Genomic DNA, 26233 nt, shown 5'->3' with positions numbered 1-26233 from the left:
GGTGAGTATGGGACACCGACACGCCGACGCCACGGCGTGTCGCTGTCCCATACTCACCACAAATCAGCGGCGCGTCGGAAGCACCTGCACCGTGTCGCCCACCGGACGCTCGCCCGCCGCGTCCGACGGGGCGTTGACGAGCTCACCCGCGACGGTCATGGTGCTGGAGCCGCCGCCGTCCAGGTTGAGGGCCTGCTCCGCGCCCAGGGAGCGCATGAAGTCGGCGCCTTCCGCGAGCGTGAAGCCTTCGCTTACGCCGGGCCGGCGCCCGTCCACCGTGGCGAGGATCAGCCGTCCCTGCTTGTCGAGGCCAGCCATGGTGCGCGGCTGCCGCCCGTTGGACCAGGCGTAGCCGAAGGAGAGGTCCCGGGGGTCGAGCATGCCCTCGGTGGCGGCGTCGATGGCGATCCGGCCGTCCTCCACCAGTGTGGGGGCGGCGCTGACGATGCTGTCGTCGCGGCCGAGCTCGACCTGCCGCCCGGCGGTGTCGCGGACCGTCTCCTGGACGGCGATCCGCGCGCCCGTACGGCCGTGGGCGGTCAGCCAGTCGGCGGCGGAGCCGACGCCCTGGAGCACCGAGCCGCCGGCCGGGACCTCGCCGCCGCGCCGGCCGGTGGAGACCACGCGGTGGTCGGCGTCGAGCACCACCTGGACGCCGGGGCCGGTGGGCAGGTCGGCGCGGAACGCCGCGGTGAACTTGACCAGGTCGTCGGCCTCGGCGCAGGTGAGGTCCTGGCGGGGCAGCTCGGTGGGGGTGGCGCCGGGGCGGCCGCAGTTGCGCACCTTGCCGGGCACCCGGTTGATGCCCTGCACCGCATACGTGGCGGACCCGGACTGCGCGGTGACCGTGGTGGTCAGATCCGCGATACGGGCGCGCCGCCCGCCGTCGGCCAGGATCAGCGCGGCGCGCGAACCGGCGGCCATCGACTGCAGCTCGCCGTCGTAGGCGCCGATTCCGGCCATCGTGCCCTGTACGCCGTCGGCGTCGGAGGTGATGAAGAAGCCGCCGTTGACGCCGACCAGCGAACCGGTCTTCGCGGCGACCGAGGAGGTCGTCTCGCGGTCCGCGACATCGCCGTTGTGCGTGGCCTCGACGGTGCCGGTGAACGCGGCCGGGTCGATGACCGCGACATGCACGCTCTCCCGGTCGGCCGGCTGCTCGACGTCGTAGCCGGTCCACTCCACGGCCGGCTGGAGGCCGAGCGCGGTCACCTTCGGGGTCGTACGCTGCGCCTCGTCCGAGCCGGCGTACGTACCGACGCGCACCCGCCAACCCATCGTGCCGCCCGGCGTGTCCGCGTACGCGGGCCAGCCGACCTGCTCCAGGCGCGGCTCGAGCCCGGCGTCGCGCAGCCGCCGCGCGGTGTCCTCGGCCCAGGTGTGGGTGGAGAGCGGGGCGAACGTCTTGGCGCCGGTCAGCCGGTTGACGGCGGGGGCGTGGATGGCGACCGTCCAGGCCGGCTCGGCGTCGGGGTGCTTGATGGTGCCGGTACGTATCTGGACGCCCGGGGCCACGGTCCGCGTCGTCCACTGGACCTGGACCTGGACCTGGGATTGGACCTGGACCTGGGCGGGGGTGGCTGTGGGGCCGGCTGCCTGCGCTTGTGCGGGCACCGTCAGCGCGATGGTGGACGCCACGGCGAGCGCGACGCGCGTACGAGGTCCTCGGCGGGCTCTGTCGGCTTCGAGTGTACGAGTGGCGCGTTGATTGCGCATGACATCCCCTCCTGGTGGGTGCGGGGAAAGTCCAACGGTGCCCGGGGGCCGGGCCGGCAAGGGCAGCGGACGGTACGCGGAAGGGGCGGTGAACGGAGGGGAGGGAGGGGGATGTGGTCCGGCCGGGTGATGAGTAGCTGGATTATCCCGCACCGGCGGTCGTGCCGCCCGTCAGGCCGTGAGCGCTGTGAGCTTCCCGGCCCCGGCCCCGTCGGCCCCGGCCCGCGCCTCGTCGTAGCGGCGCAGCAGCAGCCGGGCCAGCTCCGGGGCCGGGCCCAGAACGCCCGCCAGGACATCCGCGCCCGCCTCGCGCGCGCCGTGCGCGATGCGGTCCGGGAGTCGGCCGGGGGCGATGACGTACGGGGCGACGGCCACCCGGCGGACGCCCTCGGCGCGCAGCGCCCGCACGGCGTCCTCGGTGCGCGGGAACCCCGCGGGAAAAGAGGCGGAGGCGAACGCGGGCCGCACGGCGCACCAACCGGTGTGCCGCCACTCCCGCGCGATTTCTGCGATCACCGCGATCGCCTCCGGGTCGGTGGAGCCCGCCGAGGCCAGGACGACCCCGGTCGAGCGTCGGTCGCCGGGCCGCAGCCCGGCCTCGTACAGGCGCCGCTCCAGGGCCCGTGTCAGCAGCGGCGAGGGGCCCAGGACCTCGGCCTGCCGGACGCGCAGGCCCAGGTGGCGGGCCGTCGCCTCGCGCAGCACCGCCGGGATGTCGGCCTTCGCGTGGAAGGCGCGGGTGAGGAGCAGCGGGAGGGCGACGATGTCGTGGGCGCCCTCCGCCGCCAGGCGGTCCAGGACCTGGCCCACCCGCGGCGCGTTGAAGTCCAGGAACGCCGCCTCCACCCGCAGCCCCGCCCGCAGCGACCGCGCCCGCGCGCACAGCGCGGCGACGGTCGCCGCGTGGCGTGGGTCGCGGCTGCCGTGGGCGATGACCAGCAGGGTGGGGGTGGGGGAGGTCACGGGAGGCGTTTCCGGATTCCTTACGAGGGCGGGTACGGGCGGGGGATACGGGCCGGGTACGGGCGTCAGTGGGCGTTTGCCAGCAGGCCCCGGCTGCGCAGCACCCGCCGCTCGATCGGGGCGAAGATCAGCAGCTCGATCGCGATCCCGACGAGCAGGATCATGATGATGCCGAGCAGCACCCCCGCCATATCGGAGTTGTTCCGCTGGTTCTCCAGGTACTGGCCGAGCCCGAGCCCCAGGTCGGGGGACTTGGCGATGATCTCCGCGGCCATCAGCGAGCGCCAGGAGAACGCCCAGCCCTGCTTGAGCCCGGCGACATAGCCGGGCAGCGCGGCGGGCAGCAGGATGTGCCGGGCGCTGACCAGGCCCCGGGCGCCGAGCGTGCGTCCGGCGCGCAGGAACAGCGGGGGCACCTGGTCGATGCCGGAGACCAGGCCGTTGGCGATCGAGGGGACCGCGCCGAGCAGGATGACGGTGTACATCATCTTGTCGTTGAGGCCCAGCCAGATCACCGCGGGCGGCACCCACGCCACCGAGGGCAGCGACTGGAGCCCGGACAGGATCGGGCCGATGCCGGCCCGGATGAACTTCACCCGGGCGACGATCAGCCCCAGCGGGGTGGCGATGGCCAGTGCGATGAGGAAGCCGAACAGGCCGCGCGAGACGCTGGTCCAGATGATGTCGAGCAGTTCGCCCTTGAGCCACAGGTCCCGCAGCGCGTCCCAGACCAGCTTGGGGTCGGGGAGCTTGTAGTCGGCGGTGACCTTCGCCCAGACCAGCACCTTCCAGATGAGGAGGATCAGGGCGACGGCCACGACGGGCGGCAGCACCTTCTGGACCAGCACCTCGGCCGGGGACGTACGCCGGATCTGCACCGCGTCCAGCGCGTCCAGCCCGGCCTCGAGACCCGCCAGGTCCTGGCTGGACTGCTTTCGTGGTTCCTTAACAGCAGGTTCGTCCGTCGTCTTCGGCGACTCGCCGGTGATCTCAGTGCCGGCCATGGCGGCGGATCTCCCCACGCAGTTCTTCGGTGATCTCAATGGACAGGTCCGCGACGGCCGCGTCCTCGATCCGGCGCGGCTGCGGAATGCCGACCGTCCACTCCCGGACGACCCGCCCCGGCCGCGAGGACAGCAGCACCACGCGCTGGGCCAGGCGCACCGCCTCGCGCACGTTGTGCGTGACGAACAGGACCGAGACGCCCGTCTCGCTCCAGATGCGGGTCAGTTCGCCGTGCAGCACATCGCGGGTGATGGCGTCGAGCGCGGCGAACGGCTCGTCCATCAGCAGCACGCTGGAGTCCTGCGCCAGCGCGCGGGCGAGCGCGACGCGCTGCCGCATACCGCCGGACAGTTCGTGCACCCGCTTGCCGTGCGAGCCGCCCAGCCGCACCAGCTCCAGCAGCTCCTCCGCCCTGGGCTTGCGGTCGGCGCGCGGTACGCCGCGCAGCCGCAGCGCCAGTTCGATGTTCTTGCCCGCGGTCAGCCACGGGAAGAGCGCGTGCTCCTGGAACATCAGGGCCGGCCGCCCGCCGGCCACCTCGATGGTCCCGGCGGTCGGCCTGTCCAGGTCCGCGACCAGGTTGAGCAGCGTCGACTTACCGCAGCCCGAGGCGCCCAGGATGCAGACGAACTCCCCGGGACGGACATCGAGGTTGATGTCGTCGAGCACGGGCTGCGCGGCGCCGGGGCGGCCGAACGCCTTGTGGACGTGGTCGATCCGGACAGCTCCGGAGGGATGCGACGAGCCTGCGGCGGCCGCCGTGGCCGCGCCCGCCCGGTCGGCCTTGTCGGTGGTCAGTGCCGGGGACATCCGGTCACCTCCTGATGGGTGCGTACGTGCGGTGTGCGTACGGGATGCGGGTGTGCGTACGTGCGGGTGTGCGTACGGGGCGCCCGCGCACGCGATGCGTGCGTACGCGGGCGCTCGGCGGCTACTGGGTGCCAAGACCCGCGGCCGAGACCGTCGGCTTGCCCTCCGCCTTGAGGACCTTGTTGAGCAGGGTCAGGTCGTAGATGCCCTTGAGGTCGGGCTTCTCCAGCAGCCCGGCCGCCACCGCGTGGTCCGCCTCGGTGTTGAGGGTCGAGGCCAGCGGGTCGTCGGTGACCTGGATGCTCTTCCACGCCGGGTCGATCACCTCGGCCGGGAGCGCCTTGCCGGTCTCGGCCTTGAGCGCGGCGTTGGCATCGGCCTTCGCCTTGTCGGGGTTGGCCTTGATGTACGCGTTGGTGTTCACCGAGCCGCGCAGCACGGCCTCGACGACGTCCGGGTGCTTCTTGAGGAAGTCCTGCCGGACGATCACGTTGGTGATGACGAACTTCTTGTCCGGCCACAGGGTGGACTCGTCCAGCAGCACCTTGCCGCCCTCGGCGACCAGCTTGGAGGCGGTCGGCTCGGGCACCCAGGCGCCGTCGATGGAGCCCGACTTGTAGGCGTCGGGGGTCACCTTGTTGTCCGTACGGACCACGGAGACATCGCCCTTGCCGCTCTGGGCGTCGACCTTCCAGCCCTTCTCGGCGACCCAGTTGAGGAACGCCACGTCCTGGGTGTTGCCCAGCTGCGGGGTGGCGATCTTCTTGCCCTTGATGTCGTCGAGCGTCTTGATCTTCTTCGGGTTGACGACGAGCTTGACCCCGCCGGACGCGGAACCCGAGATGATCTTGAGGTTGTCGCCGTGGGACTTCACATAGCCGTTGATGGACGGCGAGGGGCCGATCCAGCCGATGTCGATGGAGCCACCGTTCAGCGCCTCGATCTCGGACGGGCCCGCGTTGAAGACGAACGGCTTGATCTTGGTGCCGCCCAGCTCCTTCTGGATCTCCCCGCCGTTGCGCAGACCCACCAGCGCGGTGGCGTGCGTGAGGTTGGCGAAGTAGCCGACCTTCACCGTGTCCAGGCCGCCGATCTTCTTGCCGCCGGCGGCGGGGACGGTCTTGTCTCCTGTGTCGTCCTTCTCGGAGCCGTAGCCGCAGGCGCCCAGCGCGCCGATCAGCAGGGGGAGGGCGGCGGCTGCCGCGAAGAGGCGGGTGCGTCGGCTGAAGGCCGGTCGTGGGTGCGTGGTGCGGTCGACGGACACGGGAGGTGTTCCTCTCGGAGGGCCGGGGACAGCGTCAGGGGACGCCCGGCAGTTCGGCTGGTCTTCGGTTGCGATACGGCGGGGGGACGGGGAGCGCGCAGGTCAGCAGGCACATCGGCCGACCCCTCCCTGCCCACTGCCCAGGGCGCCGCTGCCGACGCGGCCGCCCTCTTTCGCGAAGGTGGAGAAGACATCACCGGACATGGTCAGAAGTCCCATCCGTCGTCATCGGGCTGGTCGTCATGGGTGGGGACAGGGGTCGCGAACGAGTCGCCCACCATGCCCGCGGTCAGCGTCGTGCCGTCGGCCGGGTCGATCAGGATGAACGAGCCGGTGCGGCGCGAGTCGGCGTAGGAGTCGACCGGCAGCGGCTCGGCGGTACGTAGCTTCAGCCGGCCGATGTCGTTGGCGACAAGCTGCTCCGGGTGTGGGTGCAGGGACAGATCGTCGAGGGTCAGCCGGGACGGGATGTCCTTGACGATGGCCTTCACGGTGCGGGTGCCGTGCTTGAGCAGCACCCGGTGGCCGACCGTCAGCGGCTGGTCGGCGACATGGCAGACCGTCGCCTCGATGTCCTGCGTGGCCTCCGGCGCGTCCTTGCCCGGCACGATCAGATCGCCGCGCGAGACGTCGATGTCGTCCGTCAGCAGAACGGTCACCGACTGCGTCGTCCAGGCCACGTCGACCGGCTTGCCCAGCAGGTCGATGCCCGAGATCGTGGTCGTACGGCCGGACGGCAGCACCATGACCCGCTCGCCCACGCGGAACGAACCGGCCGCGATCTGGCCCGCGTAGCCCCGGTAGTCCGGGTGCTCCGCGGTCTGCGGACGGATCACGTACTGCACGGGCAGCCGCGCGTGGCAGTGCGCCAGGTCATGGCTGACCGGGACGGTCTCCAGATGCTCCAGGACGGTCGGGCCGCCGTACCAGTCCATCGTCGCGGACGGCTCCACCACGTTGTCACCGGCCAGCGCCGAGATCGGGATGGCGGTGACGTCGGGGATGCCGAGTTCGGTGGCGTACGCCGTGAACTCCTCGGCGATGGTCGCGAAGACGGCCTCCCGGTAGTCGACCAGGTCCATCTTGTTGACCGCGAGGACCACATGCGGGACGCGCAGCAGCGCCGCGATCGCGGCGTGGCGGCGGGTCTGCTCGACGACGCCGTTGCGGGCGTCGACCAGGATCACCGTGAGCTCGGCGGTGGAGGCGCCGGTGACCATGTTGCGGGTGTACTGCACATGGCCGGGCGTGTCGGCGAGGATGAACCGGCGCCGGGGCGTGGCGAAGTAGCGGTACGCCACGTCGATGGTGATGCCCTGCTCGCGCTCGGCGCGCAGCCCGTCGGTGAGCAGCGCGAGGTCAGGGCCCTCCTGGCCGCGGCTCGCCGATGCGCGCTCCACGGCCTCCAGTTGGTCGGCGAGAACCGACTTGGAGTCGTGCAGCAGGCGGCCGACGAGGGTGGACTTGCCGTCGTCGACCGAACCGGCGGTGGCGAACCGCAGGAGAGTCGTCTCGGAGAGCTCTGCGGTCGTGGTCGTGGTGGTGGTCGGGGTTGTGGGCGTCGTGGTCATGCTTAGAAGTACCCCTCGCGCTTGCGGTCCTCCATGGCGGCCTCGGACAGCTTGTCGTCGGCGCGGGTGGCGCCGCGCTCGGTGAGCCGGGAGGCGGCGATCTCGGCGATGACGGCGTCCAGCGTGGTCGCGTCGGAGTCGACGGCGCCGGTGCAGGACATATCGCCGACGGTGCGGTAGCGGACCTGCCGCTTCTCGACCGTCTCGCCGTCCTTGGGCCCGCCCCACTCGCCGGCGGTCAGCCACATGCCGCTGCGCTGGAAGACCTCGCGCTCATGGGCGAAGTAGATCTCCGGCAGTTCGATGTTCTCGCGGGCGATGTACTGCCACACGTCCAGCTCGGTCCAGTTGGACAGCGGGAAGACGCGGACGTGCTCGCCCGGCGCGTGGCGGCCGTTGTACAGGTTCCACAGCTCGGGGCGCTGGCGGCGCGGATCCCACTGCGAGAACTCGTCCCGCAGCGAGAACACCCGCTCCTTCGCCCGGGCCTTCTCCTCGTCGCGGCGACCGCCACCGAAGACCGCGTCGAACCGCTCGGCCTGGATCTTCTCCGTCAGCGGCAGCGTCTGCAGCGGGTTGCGGGTGCCGTCGGGGCGCTCCTTGAGGACCCCGCGGTCGATGTAGTCCTGTACGGAGGCCACATGCAGGCGCAGCCCATGGGCCGCCACCACACGGTCCCGGTACTCCAGGACCTCGGGGAAGTTGTGCCCGGTGTCGACGTGCAGCAGCGAGAAGGGCACCTGCGCCGGGGCGAACGCCTTGAGCGCCAGATGCAGCATGAGGATGGAGTCCTTGCCGCCGGAGAACAGGATCACCGGCCGCTCGAACTCGCCCGCCACCTCGCGCAGGATATGCACCGCCTCGGACTCCAGCGCGTCCAGATGCGTCAGCGCGTAGAGGTCGCCGTCGCCATCGTCGCCGCCGTCCTCCGGGCCGGGTCCGGTCCCGTCCGTCTGAGCCACGGTGGTCATGCCAGACCCCTCTCACCCAGCAGCGACCTGAGCGCCGCGGCGGACTCCTGCACACCCTGCTGATGTGTCTCGATGCGCAGATCCGGGGAGTCGGGGGCCTCGTACGGGTCGTCGACCCCGGTCAGCCCCTTGATCGCGCCCGCGGCCTGCTTGGCGTACAGCCCCTTCACATCGCGCTCGGCGCACACGTCCACCGGCGTGGCGACATGCACCTCCAGATACGCCGTGCCCTCGGTCTGGTGGCGCTTGCGGACCGCCTCGCGGCTGTCCGCGTACGGGGCGATGACCGGCACCAGGACCTTGACGCCGTTGGAGGCCAGCAGCTCGGCCACGAAGCCGATCCGCTGGACGTTGGTGTCCCGGTCCTCGCGGGAGAAGCCGAGACCGGAGGAGAGGAACTCGCGGATCTCGTCGCCGTCCAGCACCTCCACCCGGTGCCCCTCGCCGCGCAGCCGCTCGGCCAGCGCGTAGGCAATGGTGGTCTTGCCCGCACTAGGCAACCCGGTGAGCCATACCGTGGCGCCCTGCCGGTTCACGCTCATCTGATTCTCCTGGTCAGCCATCAGCCGTGCAGCCCGCACTCGGTCTTGGCGCGGCCCGCCCAGCGGCCGGCCCGTGCGTCCTCGCCCTCCAATACCCGCCGGGTGCAGGGCGCGCACCCCACCGACGCGTATCCGTCCATCAGCAGGGGGTTGGTGAGCACACCGTGTTCGTCGACGTACGCGTCCACGTCCGCCTGCGTCCAGCGGGCGATCGGGGAGACCTTGACCTTGGCCCGCTTGGGGTCCCAGCCCACCACCGGGGTGCCCGCGCGGGTCGGGGACTCGTCGCGGCGCAGCCCGGTCGCCCAGGCGTCATAGCCGCGCAGCCCCTCCTCAAGCGGCTTGACCTTGCGCAGGGCGCAGCACAGGTCCGGGTTCCGGTCGTGCAGCTTGGGGCCGTACTCGGCGTCCTGCTCGGCGACGGTCTGGCGGGGCGTGAGCGTGATGACGTTGACGTCCATCACGGCCGCCACCGCGTCGCGGGTGCCGATGGTCTCCGGGAAGTGGTAGCCGGTGTCGAGGAACACCACATCGACGCCGGGCAGCACACGGGATGCCAGATGGGCCACCACCGCGTCCTCCATCGAGGACGTGACGCAGAAGCGCGGCCCGAACATGTCGGCCGCCCAGCGCAGGATCTCCAGCGCCGGGGCGTCCTCCAGCTCGCGCCCCGCGCGCTCGGCCAGTTCTTGCAGGTCCAGTGTGTTCTGCTGCTCGGTCATATCGCCGTGCCCCCTTCGCCGTGGTCGCGCCGCAGGCCCTTGGCCAGCAGCCCGAGGAACGAGAGCCGGAACGCGCGGTTGCAGGACGCGCATTCCCAGGCGCCGTGGCCCTCTTCGGAGGGGCGCAGGTCCTCGTCCCCGCAGTACGGGCAGTAGAAAGGCGCCGCACGCTCACTCATGACAGCGCCTCCTCGTTCGCTCTGGCCGCCCACGTCGCGAACCGCTCGCCCTCTTCCCGCTCTTCCTGGAAGCGGCGCAGCACGCGCTCGATGTAGTCGGGGAGTTCGGCGGAGGTGACCTTCAGACCGCGCACCTTGCGGCCGAAGCCGGGCTCCAGGCCGAGCGCGCCGCCCAGGTGGACCTGGTAGCCCTCGACCTGGTCGCCGCCCGCGTCCATGACCAGCTGGCCCTTGAGGCCGATATCGGCGACCTGGATACGCGCGCACGCGTTCGGGCAGCCGTTGAGGTTGATGGTGATGGGCTCGTCGAACTCGGGCAGCCGGCGCTCCAGCTCGTCGATCAGCGCGGAGCCGCGCGCCTTGGTCTCGACGATCGCGAGCTTGCAGAACTCGATGCCGGTGCAGGCCATCGTGCCGCGCCGGAACGTGGACGGCTTGACCTGAAGGTCCAGCGCCTCCAGGCCGGCGACGAGCGAGTCGACCCGGTCCTGCTCGACGTCGAGCACGATCATCTTCTGCTCGACGGTGGTACGGAGGCGGCCGGAGCCATGTGCCTCGGCCAGTTCGGCGATCTTGGTGAGGGTCGCCCCGTCCACGCGGCCGACGCGCGGCGCGAAGCCGACGTAGTAGCGGCCGTCCTGCTGGCGGTGTACGCCGATGTGGTCGCGCCACCGCTGCAGCGGCTGCTCGGGCGCGGGGCCGTCGACCAGCTTGTGCTTCAGGTACTCGTCCTCCAGCACCTGGCGGAACTTCTCCGTACCCCAGTCGGCCACCAGGTACTTCAGCCGGGCGCGGGTGCGCAGCCGCCGGTAGCCGTAGTCGCGGAAGATGCCGATGACCCCCGCCCAGACCTCAGGGACCTCGTCCAGCGGGACCCAGGCGCCGAGCCGGACGCCGATCTTCGGGTTGGTGGAAAGACCGCCGCCGACCCACAGGTCGAAGCCGGGGCCGTGCTCGGGGTGGCGTACGCCGACGAACGCGATGTCGTTGATCTCGTGGACGACGTCGAGCAGCGGGGAGCCGGAGATGGCCGTCTTGAACTTGCGCGGCAGGTTGGAGAACTCTTTGTTGCCGATGAAGCGGCTGTGGATCTCGTCGATGGCCGGGGTGCCGTCGATGATCTCGTCCTCGGCGATCCCGGCGACGGGTGAGCCGATGATGACGCGCGGGGTGTCGCCGCACGCCTCGGTGGTCGACAGGCCGACGGCCTCCAGCCGCCGCCAGATCTCGGGCATGTCCTCGATCCGGATCCAGTGGTACTGGATGTTCTGCCGGTCGGTGATGTCGGCCGTGCCGCGGGCGAACTCCTGGGAGATCTCGCCGATGACCCGCAGCTGCTCGGTGGTCAGCCGGCCGCCGTCGATACGGACGCGCAGCATGAAGAACTCGTCGTCCAGCTCCTCCGGCTCCAGGATGGCGGTCTTACCGCCGTCGATACCGGGCTTGCGCTGGGTGTACAGGCCCCACCAGCGCATACGTCCGCGCAGGTCGGCGCCGTCGATGGCGTCGAAACCGCGGTGGGCGTAGATCGTCTCAATGCGTGTCCGCACATTGAGACCGTCGTCGTCCTTCTTGAACTGCTCGTTGGCGTTGAGGGGCGTGAAGTGACCCGCGGCCCACTGGCCCTCGCCGCGGTGGCGTCCGGCCTTGCGGCGGGGCGTGGCTGCGCTGGGGCGGTCCGGGGTGGCGGCCATGGCGGTGTGTGTCCTTCTGAGCGGCTCTGGTGCGGCGGACGGTGCTCGTGCACACCCTCGGCTACCTGCGGTTTTGCGCGCAGGCGGGCATGGCGATGCAAGGGAGGGTGAGGTGCGGTGGCGGGGAGAATGAGGCGTGCGAGGTCGCCCACGTCGTCGGGAGCGGCGGGGAATGCGCCGGGGCCGGCGGGGCTCTCCGAGGGCGGAGCCCGCCTAGGAGTACAGCCTCAGCCGACTGGACAGATCGCGCTGGACATGCGGCCGAGATCGACGTGGCGCCGACTCACCAAGGCAATTCCAGCTCGAGACATGAGGGAAGCGTGGCATGGGGGTCTCGGGGCAGTCCACCATCATCCAATATCTGGACAAGAATGTCTCGCATGGTGGGATGCTGTGTCCTTGGTCACCTGTCGCGTGACTTGCGGTTCGGGCGCATGGCTCACTCGGTCTCGGTGTCGTGCTTGGTGTCGAAGACCCGGAACCCGCGACGCCGGTAGTTGTCCAGCGCGTACGGTCCGTCCTTGCTGCAGGTGTGCACCCACACCCGCTTGGTCGGCGGCCGCCCGGTCCAGCGCTCGGCCAGGTCCCAGGCGCGGGCGGTGCCCCAGGTCAGCAGATGTCCGCCGATGCGCCGCCCCCGGAAGGCGGGCAGCAGCCCGAAGTACGCGATCTCCACCACGCCCTCGTCCTGCCCGTCCAGCTCGATGTACCCCGCCGGAGTGCCGCGCTCATACGCGACCCAGGTCTCCACACCGGGCCGCTCCAGGAACTCCCGCCACTGCTCGACGGTCCACCCCAGCCGGTCCGTCCAGGCCACGTCCGCGCCGACGGCCGTATAGAGGAAGCGGTTGAACTCCGGGCCCGGGATCTCGGCCCGTACGATCCGCACCCCCGCGTCGGCGGGGGGCTGCTGAGCCGGGGCGAGGTCCGCGGGGGAGGTCTGCTCCAGGGACCAGGTGGTGACGGTGATGCTCATACGGCACATCCCATCACGACCGCGGCCGGTGGCTGCAACGCGGCGCAACCTTTGCGCATGGCTGTAGCGGGCACGGACAGTGGGCGTGGCGGAGGGCGGTACCGAGTCGGCGCGGCATCCCCTCCGCCGAGTTCTCGTCGGACCTGGTCACCGGCTGGTCACGGAGGGAAACACCGGGGGCCGTCGGGCGTCCCGGGGCGGATACCGTTGGAAGGTGCAGCCAGGGAAAGAACCGTCGAAGCCGTCCGGTCGGCTCAACAAGGCCCGCGCCTTGTACCGCAATGTGTCCAAGCGCAGGATGGCCTGGCTGCTGCTGAAGGACACCGTGCACTCCTGCATGGAGTACCGGGTCACCGGCCTGGCCGCCGAGGCCGCCTTCTTCACCCTGCTGTCGCTGCCGCCGCTGCTGCTCGGCCTGATCGGGCTCCTCGGCTACTTCGACGCGTGGACCAACACCGACACCGTGGCCACCATCCGGCAGAACATCCTCAACGCCTCGGGGACCGTGCTGTCCGACAAGGGGGTCCGGGAGATCGCCCGGCCGCTGCTGGACGACGTGATCAAGGGCGGCCGCCCGGACGTCATCTCCCTCGGCTTCGCCATCGCCCTGTGGTCCGGCTCCCGCGCGGTCAATGTCTTCGTCGACACCATCACCATCATGTACGGGCTCGAAGGCCGCCGCGGGATCGTCAGGACCCGGCTGCTGTCCTTCCTCCTCTATCTGGTCGCGCTGATCATCGGGGCGGTGGCGCTGCCCCTGATGGTGATCGGCCCGGAGACCGTCGTGGACCTGGTGCCCGCGAGCGGGGACCTCGTACGGATCCTGTACTGGCCCGTGGTGATCCTGCTGTCCGTCGCCTTCCTCACCACGCTCTACCACGTCTCCGTGCCGGTGCGCTCGCCCTGGCGGGAGGACATCCCCGGGGCGCTGGTCGCGCTGGCCATATGGGTGTTCGGCAGCGTCCTGCTCCGTATCTACCTGGTCCACACCGTCGAGGGGCCGACGATCTACGGCTCGCTGGCCGCGCCCGTCGCCGTGCTGCTGTGGATCGGTGTGTCCGCCTTCGCGGTGCTCGTCGGCGCGGCCGTCAACGCCGCGATCGACCGGGTCTGGCCGTCGGTCGCCACCGCCGCCGGGCGCGCCGAGGCCGCCGCCCGGGTGCGGGAGGATGCGGCCAGGCGGCGGGCCTGGGACCAGCGCACCGCGGACGACGGGGCGGCGGAGATCACCCCGCCGTCGGAGTTCCCCGAGCGCTGGGCGCAGTTCCTGCCGCATGCCGACGTACGCTCCCGGCTGCACCACAGGCGCACCCCACGCCAGGCACCCAGAACACCGGAGACACAGACGCCGGAGACGAAGGCACCGGAAACGAAGACGCCGGAGACGCCGGCGCCCGAGGCGCGCACCCCCGAGGCGCGGGCACCGGAGGCGCGGACGCCGGAGCCCCGAGCGTCCGAGAACGGCGGGACGAAGAACCTCGCGGCGGAGAACGGCGCATCACGGGACTCCCGACCGAGCGACTCCGGGCCCGGCGCCCGCCCAAGCGACTCCCGGCCCGAGGACGCCCCGCCGCAGGACGCCCCGTCCGACGGCCGGACCGACGCCGCCGACAACCCGGTGCGCAGCGCCACCGGCGGATCAGTGCCAGATGCGGGAGGCCAGTAGCCCCAGCCCGGCCTCGGCCGTCTCCCGCCACACCCGCAGCGGCCCGTCGAGCAGCGCCTCGGCCTCCTTTTCGCCCGGCCAGTCGTCGATCCGGGCCAGCGCCCGCTCGCGCTCCGCCCCGGACACCGCGAGCGCGGCCTCGGCCGCCGGAAGCCGGCGGCGCACCTCGTCGACGGGGAACACCGCGTCGCCGGCCCAGCCGGGCAGCAGCGCAGCGCGCTCGGGGCCCAGGCCGTGGAAGAGGGCGGCCACCGGGTTGTCCTTGCGTACGGACTCGATGAACGGCTGGACCGTGTCGCCGTCGATCCGGTCCCACCAGTTCATGATGCGGAGCTTCCCCGTGGTGTCCATGGCGTCGAAGGCCGAGTCGTTGACCATGTTGTACAGGTGCAGCGCCGCCTCCGTGTTGTAGCCGTCCTCGCGCCACACCGGTACCGCGCCACCGCCGCGCGCCGCGTCGCGCTCCCAGCGCGACCAGGTACCCACCGCCGCCGAGCGCGCCGCCGTGGCCTCGATGGCGGGCACCGCGAGCGGGGCGAGCTCCGCGACGTCCGCATCGCCCAGCGCCCCCATCAGCCAGAAACCGGACAACCCCATACCGCGCCCCTCCGTACCCGTGACCCGCTGCTGAAGTGCAGGGTGGCAGGGCCCACCGACAGCGGGGTTGGCCCCATCAGGTGACACGCGCCTGCCAGGTGGCGCAGGCGCCGCCGGGGGTGCTCGACCTGCCCCTGCTCGGATGACACCGTCCAGGCATGGACGACAGCGCTCGAACGCGGAACCTGCGCCCGAGGCTGGTGCTGGCCAGCGCCACCATGCTCTTTGTGGAGCTGGCGCTGATCAGGTGGACCGGCGCCAACATCGTCCACCTGAGCTACTTCTCGAACTTCATCCTGCTGGGCTCGTTCCTCGGCATCGGGCTGGGCTTTCTGATCCCGGCCGGGCGCGGGCAGTGGCTCACCCGCTGGGCGCCGGTACCGCTCGCCGTCCTCGTGGTCCTGGTGCGGGAGTTCCCCGTACAGGTGCGGCAGACCAGCGGCGAGGTCATCTACTTCACGGCCGTGAAGACCACCGGGCTGCCCCAGTGGGTGACTCTCCCCATCCTGTTCGGGCTGGTCGCGCTCATCATGATGGCCATCGGCAAGATGACGGCGGACCTGTTCCGGCAGCTGCCGTCGCTGGACGCCTACCGCTACGACCTGCTGGGCTCGCTGGCCGGCTCGCTCTCGTTCGCCGCGCTGTCCTGGCTGCGCGCCCCGTCGGTGGTGTGGGGGATTCTGGCCGCGGTGGCGCTGCTGGTGCTGGGCGGGCGGCACAACACCGTCCGGTACGCGGTGCCGCTGGCCGCGGTGGTGGCGGCGCTGACGCTGGAGTCGCTGGCGAGCGGGGTCTCCTGGTCCCCGTACTACAAGATCGAGCTCAAGCGGCCGAGCTCGGGCAGCCGGGACTACAAGATCTCCGCCAATGGGGTTCCGCACCAGAGCATCGCCCCGCTGAAGGTGCTGCGGCGCTCCGACTCCCCGTACGAGGAGCCGTACCGGGAGACCCCGGCCAACCCCCACCGCCGCGTCCTGGTCATCGGCGCGGGCAACGGCAATGACGTCGCCGTCGCGCTCGCCCACGGCGCCCAGCGGGTGGACGCCGTCGAGATCGACCCCAGGCTCCGGCAGATCGGCGTCGATCTGCACCCCGACCGGCCGTACGACGACCCCCGGGTGCATGTCCACATCGACGACGGGCGGGCCTTCCTCGAGCGTACGGACACCCGCTACGACCTGGTGGTCCTCGCCCTGCCGGACTCCCTGACCCTGGTGTCAGGCGCCAGCAACCTCCGCCTGGAGAGCTATCTGTTCACCCGGCAGGCCTTCGAGGCGGCACACCGCCATCTGGCGCCCGGCGGCGCGTTCGCGATGTACAACTACTACCGGCAGAACTGGCTGATCGACCGGTACGGCTCCACCCTCAGCACGGTCTTCGGACACGCGCCCTGCATCACCCACTACGGCGGCAAGAAGGCCGCCATCCTCGTCGCCGGCGCCACCCCCGGCGACCAGCGGTGCGCCGCCGCCTGGCGGCCCTCGGGCCCGGTGCCCGCGGCCGCCACCGACGACCACCCCTTCCCGTATCTGCTGCACCGCACCATCCCCAGCCTCTATCTCTGGGTGCTGGGCGCGATCCTGCTGGTGACCGTGGTGTCGGTGCGGCTGACCGGGGTCCGCGTGCGGCGCACCGTCCGCTACACCGACATGTTTCTGCTCGGTGCGGCCTTCATGCTGCTCGAGACCAAGAACGTGATCGGGTTCGCCCTCTACTTCGGCACCACCTGGCTGGTGAACGCCATCGTCTTCGCCGGTGTCATGCTGGCCGTGCTCGGCGCGGTCGAGACCCGGCGCCGGATGCGCCGCGTCAACCAGTCCGTGCTGCAGCTGCTGCTGTTCGCCACCCTGGCCGTGTCCTGGCTCGTCCCGACCCACTGGGTGCTCGGGCTGCCCGTCGCGGCGCGGCTGATCGCGGCGATCGCCCTGGCCTTCGCGCCGATCTTCTGCGCCAACCTCATCTTCTCCGACCGCCTGGCGGCGGCCCCCGACCCCACGGCCGCCTTCGGCGCGAACCTCCTGGGCGCCCTCACCGGTGGCACGCTCGAATATCTCGCCCTGGTCACCGGCTATCAGGCGCTGCTTCTCGTCGTCGCCGGGCTGTACGTGGGGGCGTGTATCGCGATGCGTTTCACCCGTCACACCCGGGGCCCGGCGGAGCCGGTCGAACGGTTCACGGTCGAGCCGACCGCGCGCCCCTGAGCTGCACCTGACAAATTTCCTGGTTCCGGTGGGTTCTCATGGCCATGTCCGCACTGACACAATGATCTCCGCTGTTGAATCGATTCAATAGTTTTGGAGGCGACGTTGTCAAAGGTGACATGGAGAGTCCTCAGACGCCGGGAGGCAGGCAGCGGTCTGCGGCGGATCGGTGTGCTGCTGGCCGCCGCGCTGCTCCCGGTGGTGTCGACGGCCGCCCCGGGCCACGCGGCGGCGGCCGAATCGCGCGGTGGCCACGCCCCCCTCGCCCCCGCGGACCTCACCGTCGGCGACCGCGCCCGGCCGCTCGACGTCGAGGGCGCCCCGCTGTTCGGGTGGCGGCCACGCGATGTCGACCCCGGGGAGAGGCAGACCGCGTACCAGATCCGGGTGGCCAGGACCGGCGCCGGTCCTGGCGGCTCCCGCCAGGTGTGGGACAGCGGCAGGGTCGCCTCCGCGCGGCAGGCGTATGTGGCCTACGACGGGCCGGAGCTGCCCGGCGGCACCGGCTACACCTGGACCGTACGCACCTGGGACCGGACCGGCGCCGCCTCGCCATGGGCCGGGCGGGCCGCCTTCGACACCGGCATCTCCGACACCGCGTGGCAGGCGAGCTGGATCCGGCGGACCACGGACGACAAGGACGACTACACGCTGGCCCGCAAGGAGTTCACCGTCGGCGCGAGCCCCGTGGTGCGCGCCCGGCTCTACGTGGCGGCATCCCAGCAGTACCGGGCGTACGTCAACGGCCGCCTGGTGGACCGCGGCGCCGCCTACGCGTACCCCGACGAGGGCTACTACCAGGCCAGCGATGTCACCCGCGACCTCAAGGCGGGCCGCCCGGCCGCGATCGGTGTGCTGGCCCACTGGTACGGCCCCGGCCAGGGGCGCCCGGCCGGTGAGCCGGGGCTGCTGGCCCGGCTGGTCGTCGAACACGCCGACGGCTCCCGGGAGGTGGTGGTGTCCGACGGCAGCTGGCGGGTGGCGCGCGGCCCGTGGCTGTCCCTGCCCTACCGCAACGGCGACGGCCGCGACTACATCGAGGGCGTCGACGGCCGGACCGTCCAGGGTCAGCGGGGCTGGAACCGGCCCGGCTTCGATGCCTCGTCCTGGCAGTCGCCGCAGGTGGTCGGCGTGCACCCGGCCGGGGTCTTCAGCCATCTGCGCAGCCAGCAGACGCGGCTTGCCTACCGTACGGTGCGCCCGGTCACGGTGACCCGGCTCGACTCGGGCGCGGTGGTCGCCGACTTCGGCACGATCATCCCGGCGGTGCCGCAGGTGCGGTTCGCACACGGCACCTCGGGCCGCACGATCGACATGCGGGCGGGCTATGTGCGCAACGCGGACGGCACCGTGTCCGACTCCGCCCACGACAACCAGAAGACCGATCTGTCGTACCGGTACATCCAGCACGACGGCGCCCAGACCTTCCAGGCCTACACCTACGAGGGGTTCCGCTATCTCCAGATCGACGACCCCGGCGAGCCGCTGAGTGCGTCGTCGATCGCCGCCGTCGTCCAGCACACCGACGCCGACCCGGCCCGCCGCGCCGGCTTCCGCAGCTCCGACCCCACCCTGGACGCGGTGGCCGAGCTGATGCGGCGCTCCGCGCTGTACGACTCGCAGGAGCAGTTCCTGGACACCCCGACCCGGGAGAAGGGGCAGTTCCTCGGCGACTCCGTGGACGTCTCCCGCGCCCTGATGGCAGGCTCCGGCGACCGCGCGCTCACCGCCAGGGCGATCCGCGAGTTCGCCGAGTCGCAGCGGCGGTACTGGCCCGACGGCCGGATGAACGCCGTCTACCCCAACGGCGACGGCAAGCGGGACATCCCCGACTACACCGAGATGTACCCGGGCTGGGTGTGGGAGTACTACCTCAACTCCGGCGACCGCGCCACGCTCGCCGCGACCTACCCCGCCTCGGCTGCCATCGCCGACTACATCCGCCGCTACATCGACCCCGCCACCGGTCTGGTCACCAAGCTGGCCGGGGGCTCCGGCGCCTATCAGTACGGCATCATCGACTGGCCCAACCGGTACGGCTACGACACGGACACCACAACCCGCACCACCGTCAACATCCTCGCCGTGGACGCCCTGCGGCGCACCGCCGACCAGGCCGCCGCCCTCGGCCGGCCGAAGGCCGAGGCCGATGCGCTGCGCGCCGACGCCGCCAAGGTGGCCGAGGCCGTCAACGACCGGCTGCGCCGCCCCGACGGCCTCTACACCGACGGGCTGAAGGCGGACGGCAGCCAGAGCGCGCACGCCTCGCAGATCGCGAACGCGTACGCCATCGCCTTCGGCATCGCGCCCGATGCGAGCGTGGACACCATCGCCGACCACCTCGTCTCGCTCAAGCTCCAGATGGGCCCGATGACGGCCAACTGGCTGCTCACCGCCCTGCACCGGGCGGGCCGCGACGATCAGGTGCTGGCCCGGTTCACCGACCGCACCTCGCTCGGCTGGGCCAACATCCTCGCCCGGGGCGGCACCTTTACCTGGGAGTCGTGGGAGGCGCCGGACGACGGCCAGAGCCTGTCCCACGGATGGGGCGCGACCGCCCTGGTCGACCTCCAGCAGGATCTGCTGGGGCTCAACGTCACCGGCACGGCCGCCACCACGCTGCGGATCCGGCCACCGCGCGACACCGAACTGACCCACGCCGAGGGCACCGTGTGGACGCAGGCCGGGACCGTCGGGGTCCGCTGGAACACCACCGCGCACGGCACCGAGGTCAAGGTCGACATCCCGGTCAACACCACCGCTGAAGTGGAGGTTCCGCTCGCCGGCGGCCAGGCACCCAAGGCCCGTGGCGCGGGCCCGGACGGGGCGTCCGCACCGCGCTTCGAAGGTGTTCGTAACGGCTACGCCATCTATACGGTGGGCTCCGGTCACTCCACGTTCACCCCGGCCGCCTGAGGCGGTCCGCCGCAGGTCGGTGAGGGCCGGACAGGGCGGCGCGAGATGGCGCCAACCACCCTTGTCCCACCCGTCCCATGTGTCTAGGTTCCCCCTCAGACAGGCCACCTGAGGGGGAGCCATGGGCCGTCAGGAGAGGCCGCTCGATCCCGGCGCGGGCCCGATGCAGCGGTTCGCGTTCGCGCTGCGCAAGCTGAGGTCCGAGGCCGGTGGACCGACATACCGGGCGATGGCGCGGCGCACCCCGTACACGGTCTCGACCCTGTCGCGGGCCGCCGCCGGGGAGCAACTGCCCACGCTGGAGGTCACCCTCGCGTACGTGGCCGCGTGCGGCGGGGACCGCGAGGAGTGGGAGCGGCACTGGCGGCAGACGTCCGAGGAGATCGCGCTGCGGGCCGTCGAGGACGACGACGCAGAGCCGCCCTACCAGGGCCTCGCAAGGTTCGAACCGGGGGACCACGAGCGGTTCTTCGGCCGGGACCGGCTCGTCGGCGACCTCGTCGGCCTGGTCCGTACGCATCGGTTCGTGGTGCTGGTCGGGGCCTCGGGAAGCGGGAAGTCCTCGCTGCTGCGGGCCGGTTTGATACCCCGGCTGCGGGGCCCCGAAGAGCCGTCCGAGCCGCCCGAGCGCGGTGCCGAGGAGCCGTACGAGCGGCGCGCCGCCGTCCGGATCCTCGCCCCGGGCGAACACCCCGCCCGTACGCACACCGAAGCGCTCGCGCCGATGAGCGGCGAGGGCGAGACGGTGGTCGTGGTCGACCAGTTCGAGGAGGTCTTCACCCTCTGCCGCGACCCTGACGAACGCAAGGCGTTTCTCGACCGATTACTGGACGCCCGCCGCGCCGGAAGCGGGTTACGGGTCGTCGTCGCGGTGCGGGCGGACTTCTTCGGGCACTGCGCCGAACACCGCGAACTCGCCGAGGCCTGCCGCGACGCCACCCTGCTCATCGGCCCGATGACCCCGGACGAACTGCGCGACGTCATCGTCAAACCGGCCACGGCGGCGGGCCTGGTCGTCGAACGCTCCCTGACCGCACGCCTGATCGCCGAGGTCGACGGCGAGCCGGGCGGGCTGCCGCTGCTGTCCCACGTGCTGCTCGAGGCCTGGCGGCGGCGGAAGGGCCGGACGCTGGCGGAGGCCACGTACGACGCGGTCGGCGGGGTGCGCGGGGCCGTGGCCCGTACCGCCGAGGACGTCTACGCCCGGCTCACCCCCGCCCAGGCGTCGCTCGCCCGCCGCGTTCTGCTCCGGCTGATCACACCGGGCGAGGGGGCGCAGGACACCCGCCGGGGCGTCGACCGCGCAGAACTCGACTGGGGCGACCCCGCCGACACCACCCCCGCCGACACCACCGCCGTCCTGGACCGGCTGGCCCGCGCCCGGCTGATCACCCTGGACGAGAACACCGTCGACCTGGCCCATGAGGCCCTGATCACGGCGTGGCCGAGGCTGCGCGGCTGGGTGGCGGAGGACCGCGAACGGCTGCGTACGCACCGTCAGTTGACCGAGGCCGCGCGCGCCTGGGAGGAGCTGCGGCGCGAGACGGGCGCGCTGTACCGGGGGACGCGGCTCGCGGTGGCGCGCGAGTGGGCGGCGCGCGACGACGCCCTCGACGAACTGAACGCCGTGGAGCGCGCGTTCCTGGAGGCGAGCATCGGCCTGGCGGACGGCGAGCGGGCCGCCGCCGCGCGCCGCGCTCGCAGGCTGGCCTTTCTCGCGGCGTGTCTGGCGGTGCTCCTGGTCGTGGTCACGGCCGTCGGCGTGGTCGCCGTACGGCAGCGGCACAGCGCCGTCGAGGCCCAGCGGGTCGCCGTCTCCCGGCAACTGGCCGCGCAGGCACTGAACTTGGGTGATTCGCGGCCCGGTACCGCCATGCTGCTCGCTGTGGAGGCGTACCGCACCGCGCCCACGCCCGAGGCGCGCGGGGCCCTGCTGAGCATGTCGGCGCGCCGCTCCTACCAGGCCGAGCTGAACGGCCACGCCGACGCCGTGTCCGAAGTGGCGTTCAGCCCCGACGGAACACTCGCCAGTGTCGGCCGGGACGGGAAGACGGTGCTGTGGGACGCCCGCCGCCACACCCGGCTGGCCACCCTCACCGGCCACGCCACCTGGCTCCGGGCGGTGGACTTCAGCCCGGACGGGCGCCGGATGGCCACGGGTGGCGACGACCGGAAGGTGGTGCTGTGGGATGTCGCGCACCGTACGAAGGTGGCCACCCTCACCGGACACCGGGGGCCGGTCAAGAGCGTCGCGTTCAGCCCGGACGGCCGTACGGTGGCCGGTTCGAGCGACGACGGCACCGTCATCCTGTGGGACGCCGCAAGCGGCTCCCGGCGGGTCACCCTGACCGGCCACCGCGCCATGGTGTGGGCGGTGGAGTTCAGCCCGGACGGGAAACTGCTGACCACGGCCAGTGGCGACCGTACGGTGCGGCTGTGGAGCGCGGCGACCGGTGAGCAACTGGCCGTGTTACGGGGCCACACCCAGTCCGTGGACGCCGTCGCGTTCAGCCCCGACGGGAAGCTGCTGGCCTCGGCCAGCCAGGACCACACCGCCAGGCTGTGGGACGTGCGGCGGCGCACCTCGGTGGCCAGGCTCGTCGGGCACGGCGCGGAGGTCAGGGCGGTGGCCTTCAGCCCCGACGGCCGTACGGTGGCCACCAGCGGACACGACCACACGGTCATGCTCTGGGACGCCGAGCGCCACACCCGCCAGGCCACCCTCGTCGGACACGGCACCAACGTCTACAGCCTCGCCTACGACCCGAGCGGCACCCTCCTCGCCACGGCCGGGGAAAGCGGCTCGATCACCCTGTGGGACCCCACCCGGATCCCGCTGACCGGCCTCGCCGACCGGGTCAACAAGGTGGTGTTCAGCCCGGACGGACGCGCCCTCGCCACAGCGGGCCAGAACGGGTCCGCCGTGCTGTGGGATGTCGTCCACCGCACCCCGCGCGCCGTGCTGCCCAGCGGCCACGGAACCGTCAGATCGGCGGCGTTCAGCCCGGACGGCCGTACGCTGGCCACGGTCACCGGGATCTCCCAGGACACCCCGACCGGGCCCGCCTCCCGGCCGCCGAGCCCCAAGGACCAGACGCTCATGCTGTGGCCGCTCACCGGCCGCGCGGGCCCGCGGCGCCCCGTCACCCTCACCGGTCATACCGCCCGGGTCCTGGACGTGGCCTACAGCCCGGACGGGCGGATCATCGCGACGGGCGCCGCGGACAAGAAAGTCATGTTGTGGGACGCGGCCCGGGGGACCCGGCTCGCCACCTTCACCGCGGACACCGGTACCGAGGGCAGCGGCGTCAACGGGGTGGTGTTCAGCCCGGACGGCCGTACGCTGGCCACCGCCAACTACGACGGCAGGGTGACCCTGTGGAACGTGGCCCGGCGGACCCGCGTGGCCACGCTCACCGGCCACACCGGGCAGGTGCGGGCGGTGACCTTCAGCCCCGACGGCCGCACGCTGGCCAGCGCCGGTATCGACCAGACGGTGATGCTGTGGGACGTGGCCCGGCGCACCCGTCTGGCGACCCTGGCCGGTGACACCGGGCCCGCGTTCGCGGTGGCGTTCAGCCCCGACGGCCGTACCCTCGCCACCGCCAACGCGGACACCTCGGTCATGCTCTGGGATGTCGCCCGCCGCAAACAACTGGCCACCTTCACCGGCCATACCGCGCAGGTGAGATCGGTCGCCTTCAGCCCCGACGGCCGCACATTGGCCACGGCGGGGGACGACGGCACCGTCCGGCTGTGGAACACCGGCCCCCGGCGCACCGCGACGCAACTGTGCACGGCGCTCTCCCGCGATCTGACCCGCGAGGAGTGGAGGCAGCTGATCCCGGAAAAGTCGTATCGGAGGACGTGCGACATGGGCTGAGCGCGGTCTCCCCGATGATCGCGATCTTCCCGATACCGTGTGCACAGACGCGAGTTGGGGGTGGGCTGTGGAGCCGTTCACGATGGCGGCGGTGGCCTCGGCGGTCACCACGGTGACCTCGGGCGCCCTGTCGGGCGCGGGCGGGGAGATGGGGCGGCGTAGCTCGGAGGCGCTGGCCGGGCTCGTACGGAGGATGCGGCGCCGCGCCGCGGACCCTGAGCCCGACCCGGGGACGCCGGAGGACCCCGGCGTCCGCGCGGACGAACCGCCACCGCTGCCCGTCACCGACGAGGAGCGGCGTGAGCTGGCCCGGCAGTTGTGCGAGAGCTCCCGCACGTCTCCCGGCTTCGCCCGCGAGGTGACGGCCTGGCTGCGGGAGACCGGGTGGCTGGGGTCGCGCGCCGTCCCCGCCGTGGCCCCCGGGGCGTCGCGCCCGCGGATGCTGCCGCCCGCGAACGCCGCCTTCACCGACCGCGAGGCGCTGCCGGACCAGATCGCCCGGGTGCTGGACGGCGAGGACAGGGCCGACGGCGTCCCGGCGGTGGTGGTGCTGGTCGGGCCGGGCGGCATCGGGAAGACCGCGGCGGCCGTGCACTGCGCGCACCGGCTCACCGAGCGCTTCCCCGACGGCCAGCTCTACATCGATCTGCAGGGGCAGTCCGCGACGACGGCGCTGACCCCCTCCGAGGCGCTGGTCCGCCTGCTGGACGCGCTGCGGGTGCCGACCGGCCGGCTGCCGGCCGACGAGCGGCGGCTGAGCGAGCTCTACCGCGACCGCACGGCCGAACGGCGCATGGTCGTCGTACTGGACAACGCCCACTCCGAGCGGCAGGTCAGGCCGCTGCTGACCGCCGCCCCGGAGTCCCTGGCCATCATCACCAGCCGCTACCGCCTCGACCGGCTCGCGGCCGATCCGGGCGCCAAGATGATCAGGCTCGACCCGCTCACCACCGCCGACTCGGTCCGGCTGCTGACCCGCATCGTGGGCCGGGACGCGACGGCGGGACGCGGGCCAGGCCCCGGCGTCGCGGCGGTCGCGGAGCGGTGCGGCGGGATTCCGCTCGCGCTGTGCGAGACGGGCGCCCGCGTCGCCGTACGGGAACACCTCACCTGGGACACCGTCGAGCGACAGCTGTCCGAGCGGGCACACCGCAGGGAACAGGAGGCATTGTCCATGGACGACCGGTCCGCCCAGGACCCGGTGGACCTCGCCACCAACGTCACGTACGGGGAGCTGAGCCCGCGGGCGGCCCTGCTGTACCGGATGCTCGGGGTGTGGCCGTGGCCAGGTATCACCGTGGGGGCCGCCCGGAAGGCCGTGGACGCGGCGGACGACGTCGAGGCGCGGACGCTCCTCGACGAACTGGCGGGCGTCCATCTGCTCGAGGAAGTGGGGGAGGAGCGCTACCGCTTCCACGACCTCGTACGCGACCACGCCGCGCGGTGCGGCGAGGCGGAGGACCGCCACGCCGAGCGGGCGGCGGCCGTGCGCCGCGTCGTCGGCTGGTACCTGGGGTTCGCGGCGGCGGCCGACCTCCGCGTCATCCCCGGGCGCTGGCGGCTGGGCCCCGCGTACGCGCGGCCGGCGCCGCCCGCGGCGGACCGCGACCCCGAGGACGGCCGCCTCGCCCTGGCCGAACTGCGCGCCGAACGCGAGAACCTGGCCGCAGCCGTACGGGCCGCCGAGCACCACGGCTTCGACGAACTCGCCTGGCAGCTGTGCGAGGCGATGTGGGGCCTGCATCTGCGCCTCGGCTTCCACGAACAGTGGGTCGAAACCCACCTGAAGGGCGTGGCGGCCGCCCGCCGGAGCGCCGCGGAGTTCGGCGACCCGCGGGCCGAGGGCCGGATGCTGGTCCAGCTCGCCTTCGCCCACATGGGCCGCGAAAGCTGGGCCGAGGCCGAGGAGGCCCTGGTGAGCGCCGCCGCCGCGGACAAGCGGGCCGGGCACCACCGCGGCCAGGCCAGCGCCGTCGAGGCGCTGGGGCTGCTGCGGCTCAAGCAGTGGCGATACCCCGAGGCGCAGCGGAGCTTCGCGGAGGCCGGGCAGGTGCTGGGGCGGATCCGCCCGGGGGACGACGGCGCGCGGGACGTACCCCGCGCCCTGGCACTGCTCGACCACCACACCGGCCGCGCCCTGCGCGGACAGGAGCGGTACGCCGAGGCGGTGCGCCAACTCCACGACGCACTGGCCCACTTCCGGGCCCTGTCCGAGCCCGATCTGTACAACGAGGGCCGTGTGTACATGAGCCTGGGCGAGACGCATCTGGACGCCGGCGACGCAGAGGCGGCCCGCGTCTGCCTCGATGAGGCCATCGCCACCATGGACCGGGAGGGCGCCGAGCTCCAGCACGCCGACGCCGCGGAGATGCGCGCCCGCTGCGCGAGGGCGCTGGCCGACCCGGCCGCGGAGGCCGCCGATCTGCGCACGGCGGTCGCGCTGTACGAGTCGGCGGGCGACGAGGTGTCCGTCGAGCGCGTACGCACGCGGCTGGCGGAGATCACGGAGTGACTTTGTGGTGAGTATGGGACAGCGACACGCCGACGCGACGGCGTG

18 protein-coding genes and 1 pseudogene are annotated in these 26233 nt (G+C 72.2%); 5 read left to right on the top strand and 14 right to left on the bottom strand.

Going from position 1 to position 26233, the window contains the following annotated elements; all coding sequences use genetic code 11:
* Positions 1-63: 63 nt before the first annotated feature.
* The 13 genes from ACWDSL_RS37495 to ACWDSL_RS37435 form a co-directional block, all read right to left on the bottom strand.
* Positions 64-1716 (bottom strand): phosphodiester glycosidase family protein, encoded by a 1653-nt coding sequence (locus ACWDSL_RS37495; protein ID WP_450492426.1) that lies wholly within the window; start codon positions 1714-1716, stop codon positions 64-66.
* A gap of 171 nt (positions 1717-1887) precedes the next feature.
* Entirely contained in the window at positions 1888-2679 is a 792-nt protein-coding gene (locus tag ACWDSL_RS37490) for a sirohydrochlorin chelatase (RefSeq protein WP_450492425.1), read from the bottom strand.
* A 65-nt stretch (positions 2680-2744) separates the two neighbouring features.
* The gene (locus ACWDSL_RS37485; protein WP_450492424.1) at positions 2745-3683 is read right to left on the bottom strand and encodes an ABC transporter permease; all 939 of its coding nucleotides are present in this window, start codon (positions 3681-3683) and stop codon (positions 2745-2747) included.
* Entirely contained in the window at positions 3670-4494 is an 825-nt protein-coding gene (locus ACWDSL_RS37480) for an ABC transporter ATP-binding protein (protein ID WP_450492423.1), read from the bottom strand. Before ACWDSL_RS37480 ends, ACWDSL_RS37485 begins: the two co-directional genes overlap by 14 nt.
* A gap of 121 nt (positions 4495-4615) precedes the next feature.
* Positions 4616-5758 carry an ABC transporter substrate-binding protein gene (locus ACWDSL_RS37475; RefSeq protein WP_450492422.1) on the bottom strand — a complete coding sequence of 381 codons (1143 nt, stop codon included), beginning with the start codon at positions 5756-5758 and terminating at the stop codon, positions 4616-4618.
* A 206-nt stretch (positions 5759-5964) separates the two neighbouring features.
* The gene (locus ACWDSL_RS37470) at positions 5965-7329 is read right to left on the bottom strand and encodes a sulfate adenylyltransferase subunit 1 (RefSeq protein WP_450492421.1); all 1365 of its coding nucleotides are present in this window, start codon (positions 7327-7329) and stop codon (positions 5965-5967) included.
* 2 nt (positions 7330-7331) lie between these two features.
* The gene (gene cysD / locus ACWDSL_RS37465; RefSeq protein ID WP_450492420.1) at positions 7332-8300 is read right to left on the bottom strand and encodes a sulfate adenylyltransferase subunit CysD; all 969 of its coding nucleotides are present in this window, start codon (positions 8298-8300) and stop codon (positions 7332-7334) included.
* Positions 8297-8863: an adenylyl-sulfate kinase gene (gene cysC / locus ACWDSL_RS37460; RefSeq protein ID WP_450492419.1), complete on the bottom strand. Its 567-nt coding sequence runs from the start codon at positions 8861-8863 to the stop codon at positions 8297-8299. Before cysC ends, cysD begins: the two co-directional genes overlap by 4 nt.
* A complete protein-coding gene (locus ACWDSL_RS37455) occupies positions 8863-9564 on the bottom strand; it encodes a phosphoadenylyl-sulfate reductase (RefSeq protein ID WP_450492418.1) in 702 nt (233 codons plus the stop codon). Before ACWDSL_RS37455 ends, cysC begins: the two co-directional genes overlap by 1 nt.
* Positions 9561-9743, bottom strand: a complete 183-nt coding sequence (locus ACWDSL_RS37450) for a hypothetical protein (protein ID WP_319694816.1) — start codon at positions 9741-9743, stop codon at positions 9561-9563. The genes ACWDSL_RS37455 and ACWDSL_RS37450 overlap by 4 nt, the downstream gene beginning before the upstream one ends.
* Positions 9740-11437, bottom strand: coding sequence for a nitrite/sulfite reductase (locus ACWDSL_RS37445; RefSeq protein WP_450492417.1), 1698 nt, complete (start codon positions 11435-11437; stop codon positions 9740-9742). Before ACWDSL_RS37445 ends, ACWDSL_RS37450 begins: the two co-directional genes overlap by 4 nt.
* Before the next feature lie 227 nt (positions 11438-11664).
* Positions 11665-11748 (bottom strand): putative leader peptide, encoded by an 84-nt coding sequence (locus ACWDSL_RS37440; RefSeq protein WP_355954497.1) that lies wholly within the window; start codon positions 11746-11748, stop codon positions 11665-11667.
* Between the two features lie 128 nt (positions 11749-11876).
* Entirely contained in the window at positions 11877-12413 is a 537-nt protein-coding gene (locus tag ACWDSL_RS37435) for a GNAT family N-acetyltransferase (RefSeq protein ID WP_450492416.1), read from the bottom strand.
* A gap of 298 nt (positions 12414-12711) precedes the next feature.
* Between ACWDSL_RS37435 and ACWDSL_RS37430 the strand changes: the two are divergent.
* Positions 12712-13764: pseudogene (locus tag ACWDSL_RS37430) on the top strand (YihY/virulence factor BrkB family protein); the annotation flags it as partial.
* Between the two features lie 288 nt (positions 13765-14052).
* On the opposite strand, the gene ACWDSL_RS37425 reads toward ACWDSL_RS37430, so the two are convergent.
* Positions 14053-14676, bottom strand: a complete 624-nt coding sequence (locus ACWDSL_RS37425) for a hypothetical protein (RefSeq protein ID WP_450492415.1) — start codon at positions 14674-14676, stop codon at positions 14053-14055.
* Positions 14677-14834: 158 nt separating this feature from the next.
* Here ACWDSL_RS37425 and ACWDSL_RS37420 point away from each other — a divergent pair, with 158 nt between their 5' ends.
* The 4 genes from ACWDSL_RS37420 (at position 14835) to ACWDSL_RS37405 (ending at position 26188) form a co-directional block, all read left to right on the top strand.
* Positions 14835-16877, top strand: a complete 2043-nt coding sequence (locus ACWDSL_RS37420; RefSeq protein ID WP_450492414.1) for a spermidine synthase — start codon at positions 14835-14837, stop codon at positions 16875-16877.
* 114 nt (positions 16878-16991) lie between these two features.
* Complete coding sequence (locus ACWDSL_RS37415; RefSeq protein WP_450492413.1) at positions 16992-19793, top strand: family 78 glycoside hydrolase catalytic domain; 2802 nt, start codon at positions 16992-16994, stop codon at positions 19791-19793.
* A gap of 121 nt (positions 19794-19914) precedes the next feature.
* Positions 19915-23676 carry an nSTAND1 domain-containing NTPase gene (locus tag ACWDSL_RS37410; RefSeq protein ID WP_450492412.1) on the top strand — a complete coding sequence of 1254 codons (3762 nt, stop codon included), beginning with the start codon at positions 19915-19917 and terminating at the stop codon, positions 23674-23676.
* A gap of 67 nt (positions 23677-23743) precedes the next feature.
* Positions 23744-26188, top strand: coding sequence for an ATP-binding protein (locus ACWDSL_RS37405; RefSeq protein WP_450492411.1), 2445 nt, complete (start codon positions 23744-23746; stop codon positions 26186-26188).
* The last annotated feature ends 45 nt before the right edge of the window (positions 26189-26233 follow it).

Source organism: Streptomyces sp. NPDC000941 (genome assembly GCF_053599555.1).
The sequence above is the reverse complement of the archived record's forward strand: the minus strand, read 5'-3'. Positions and strand labels throughout refer to the sequence as shown.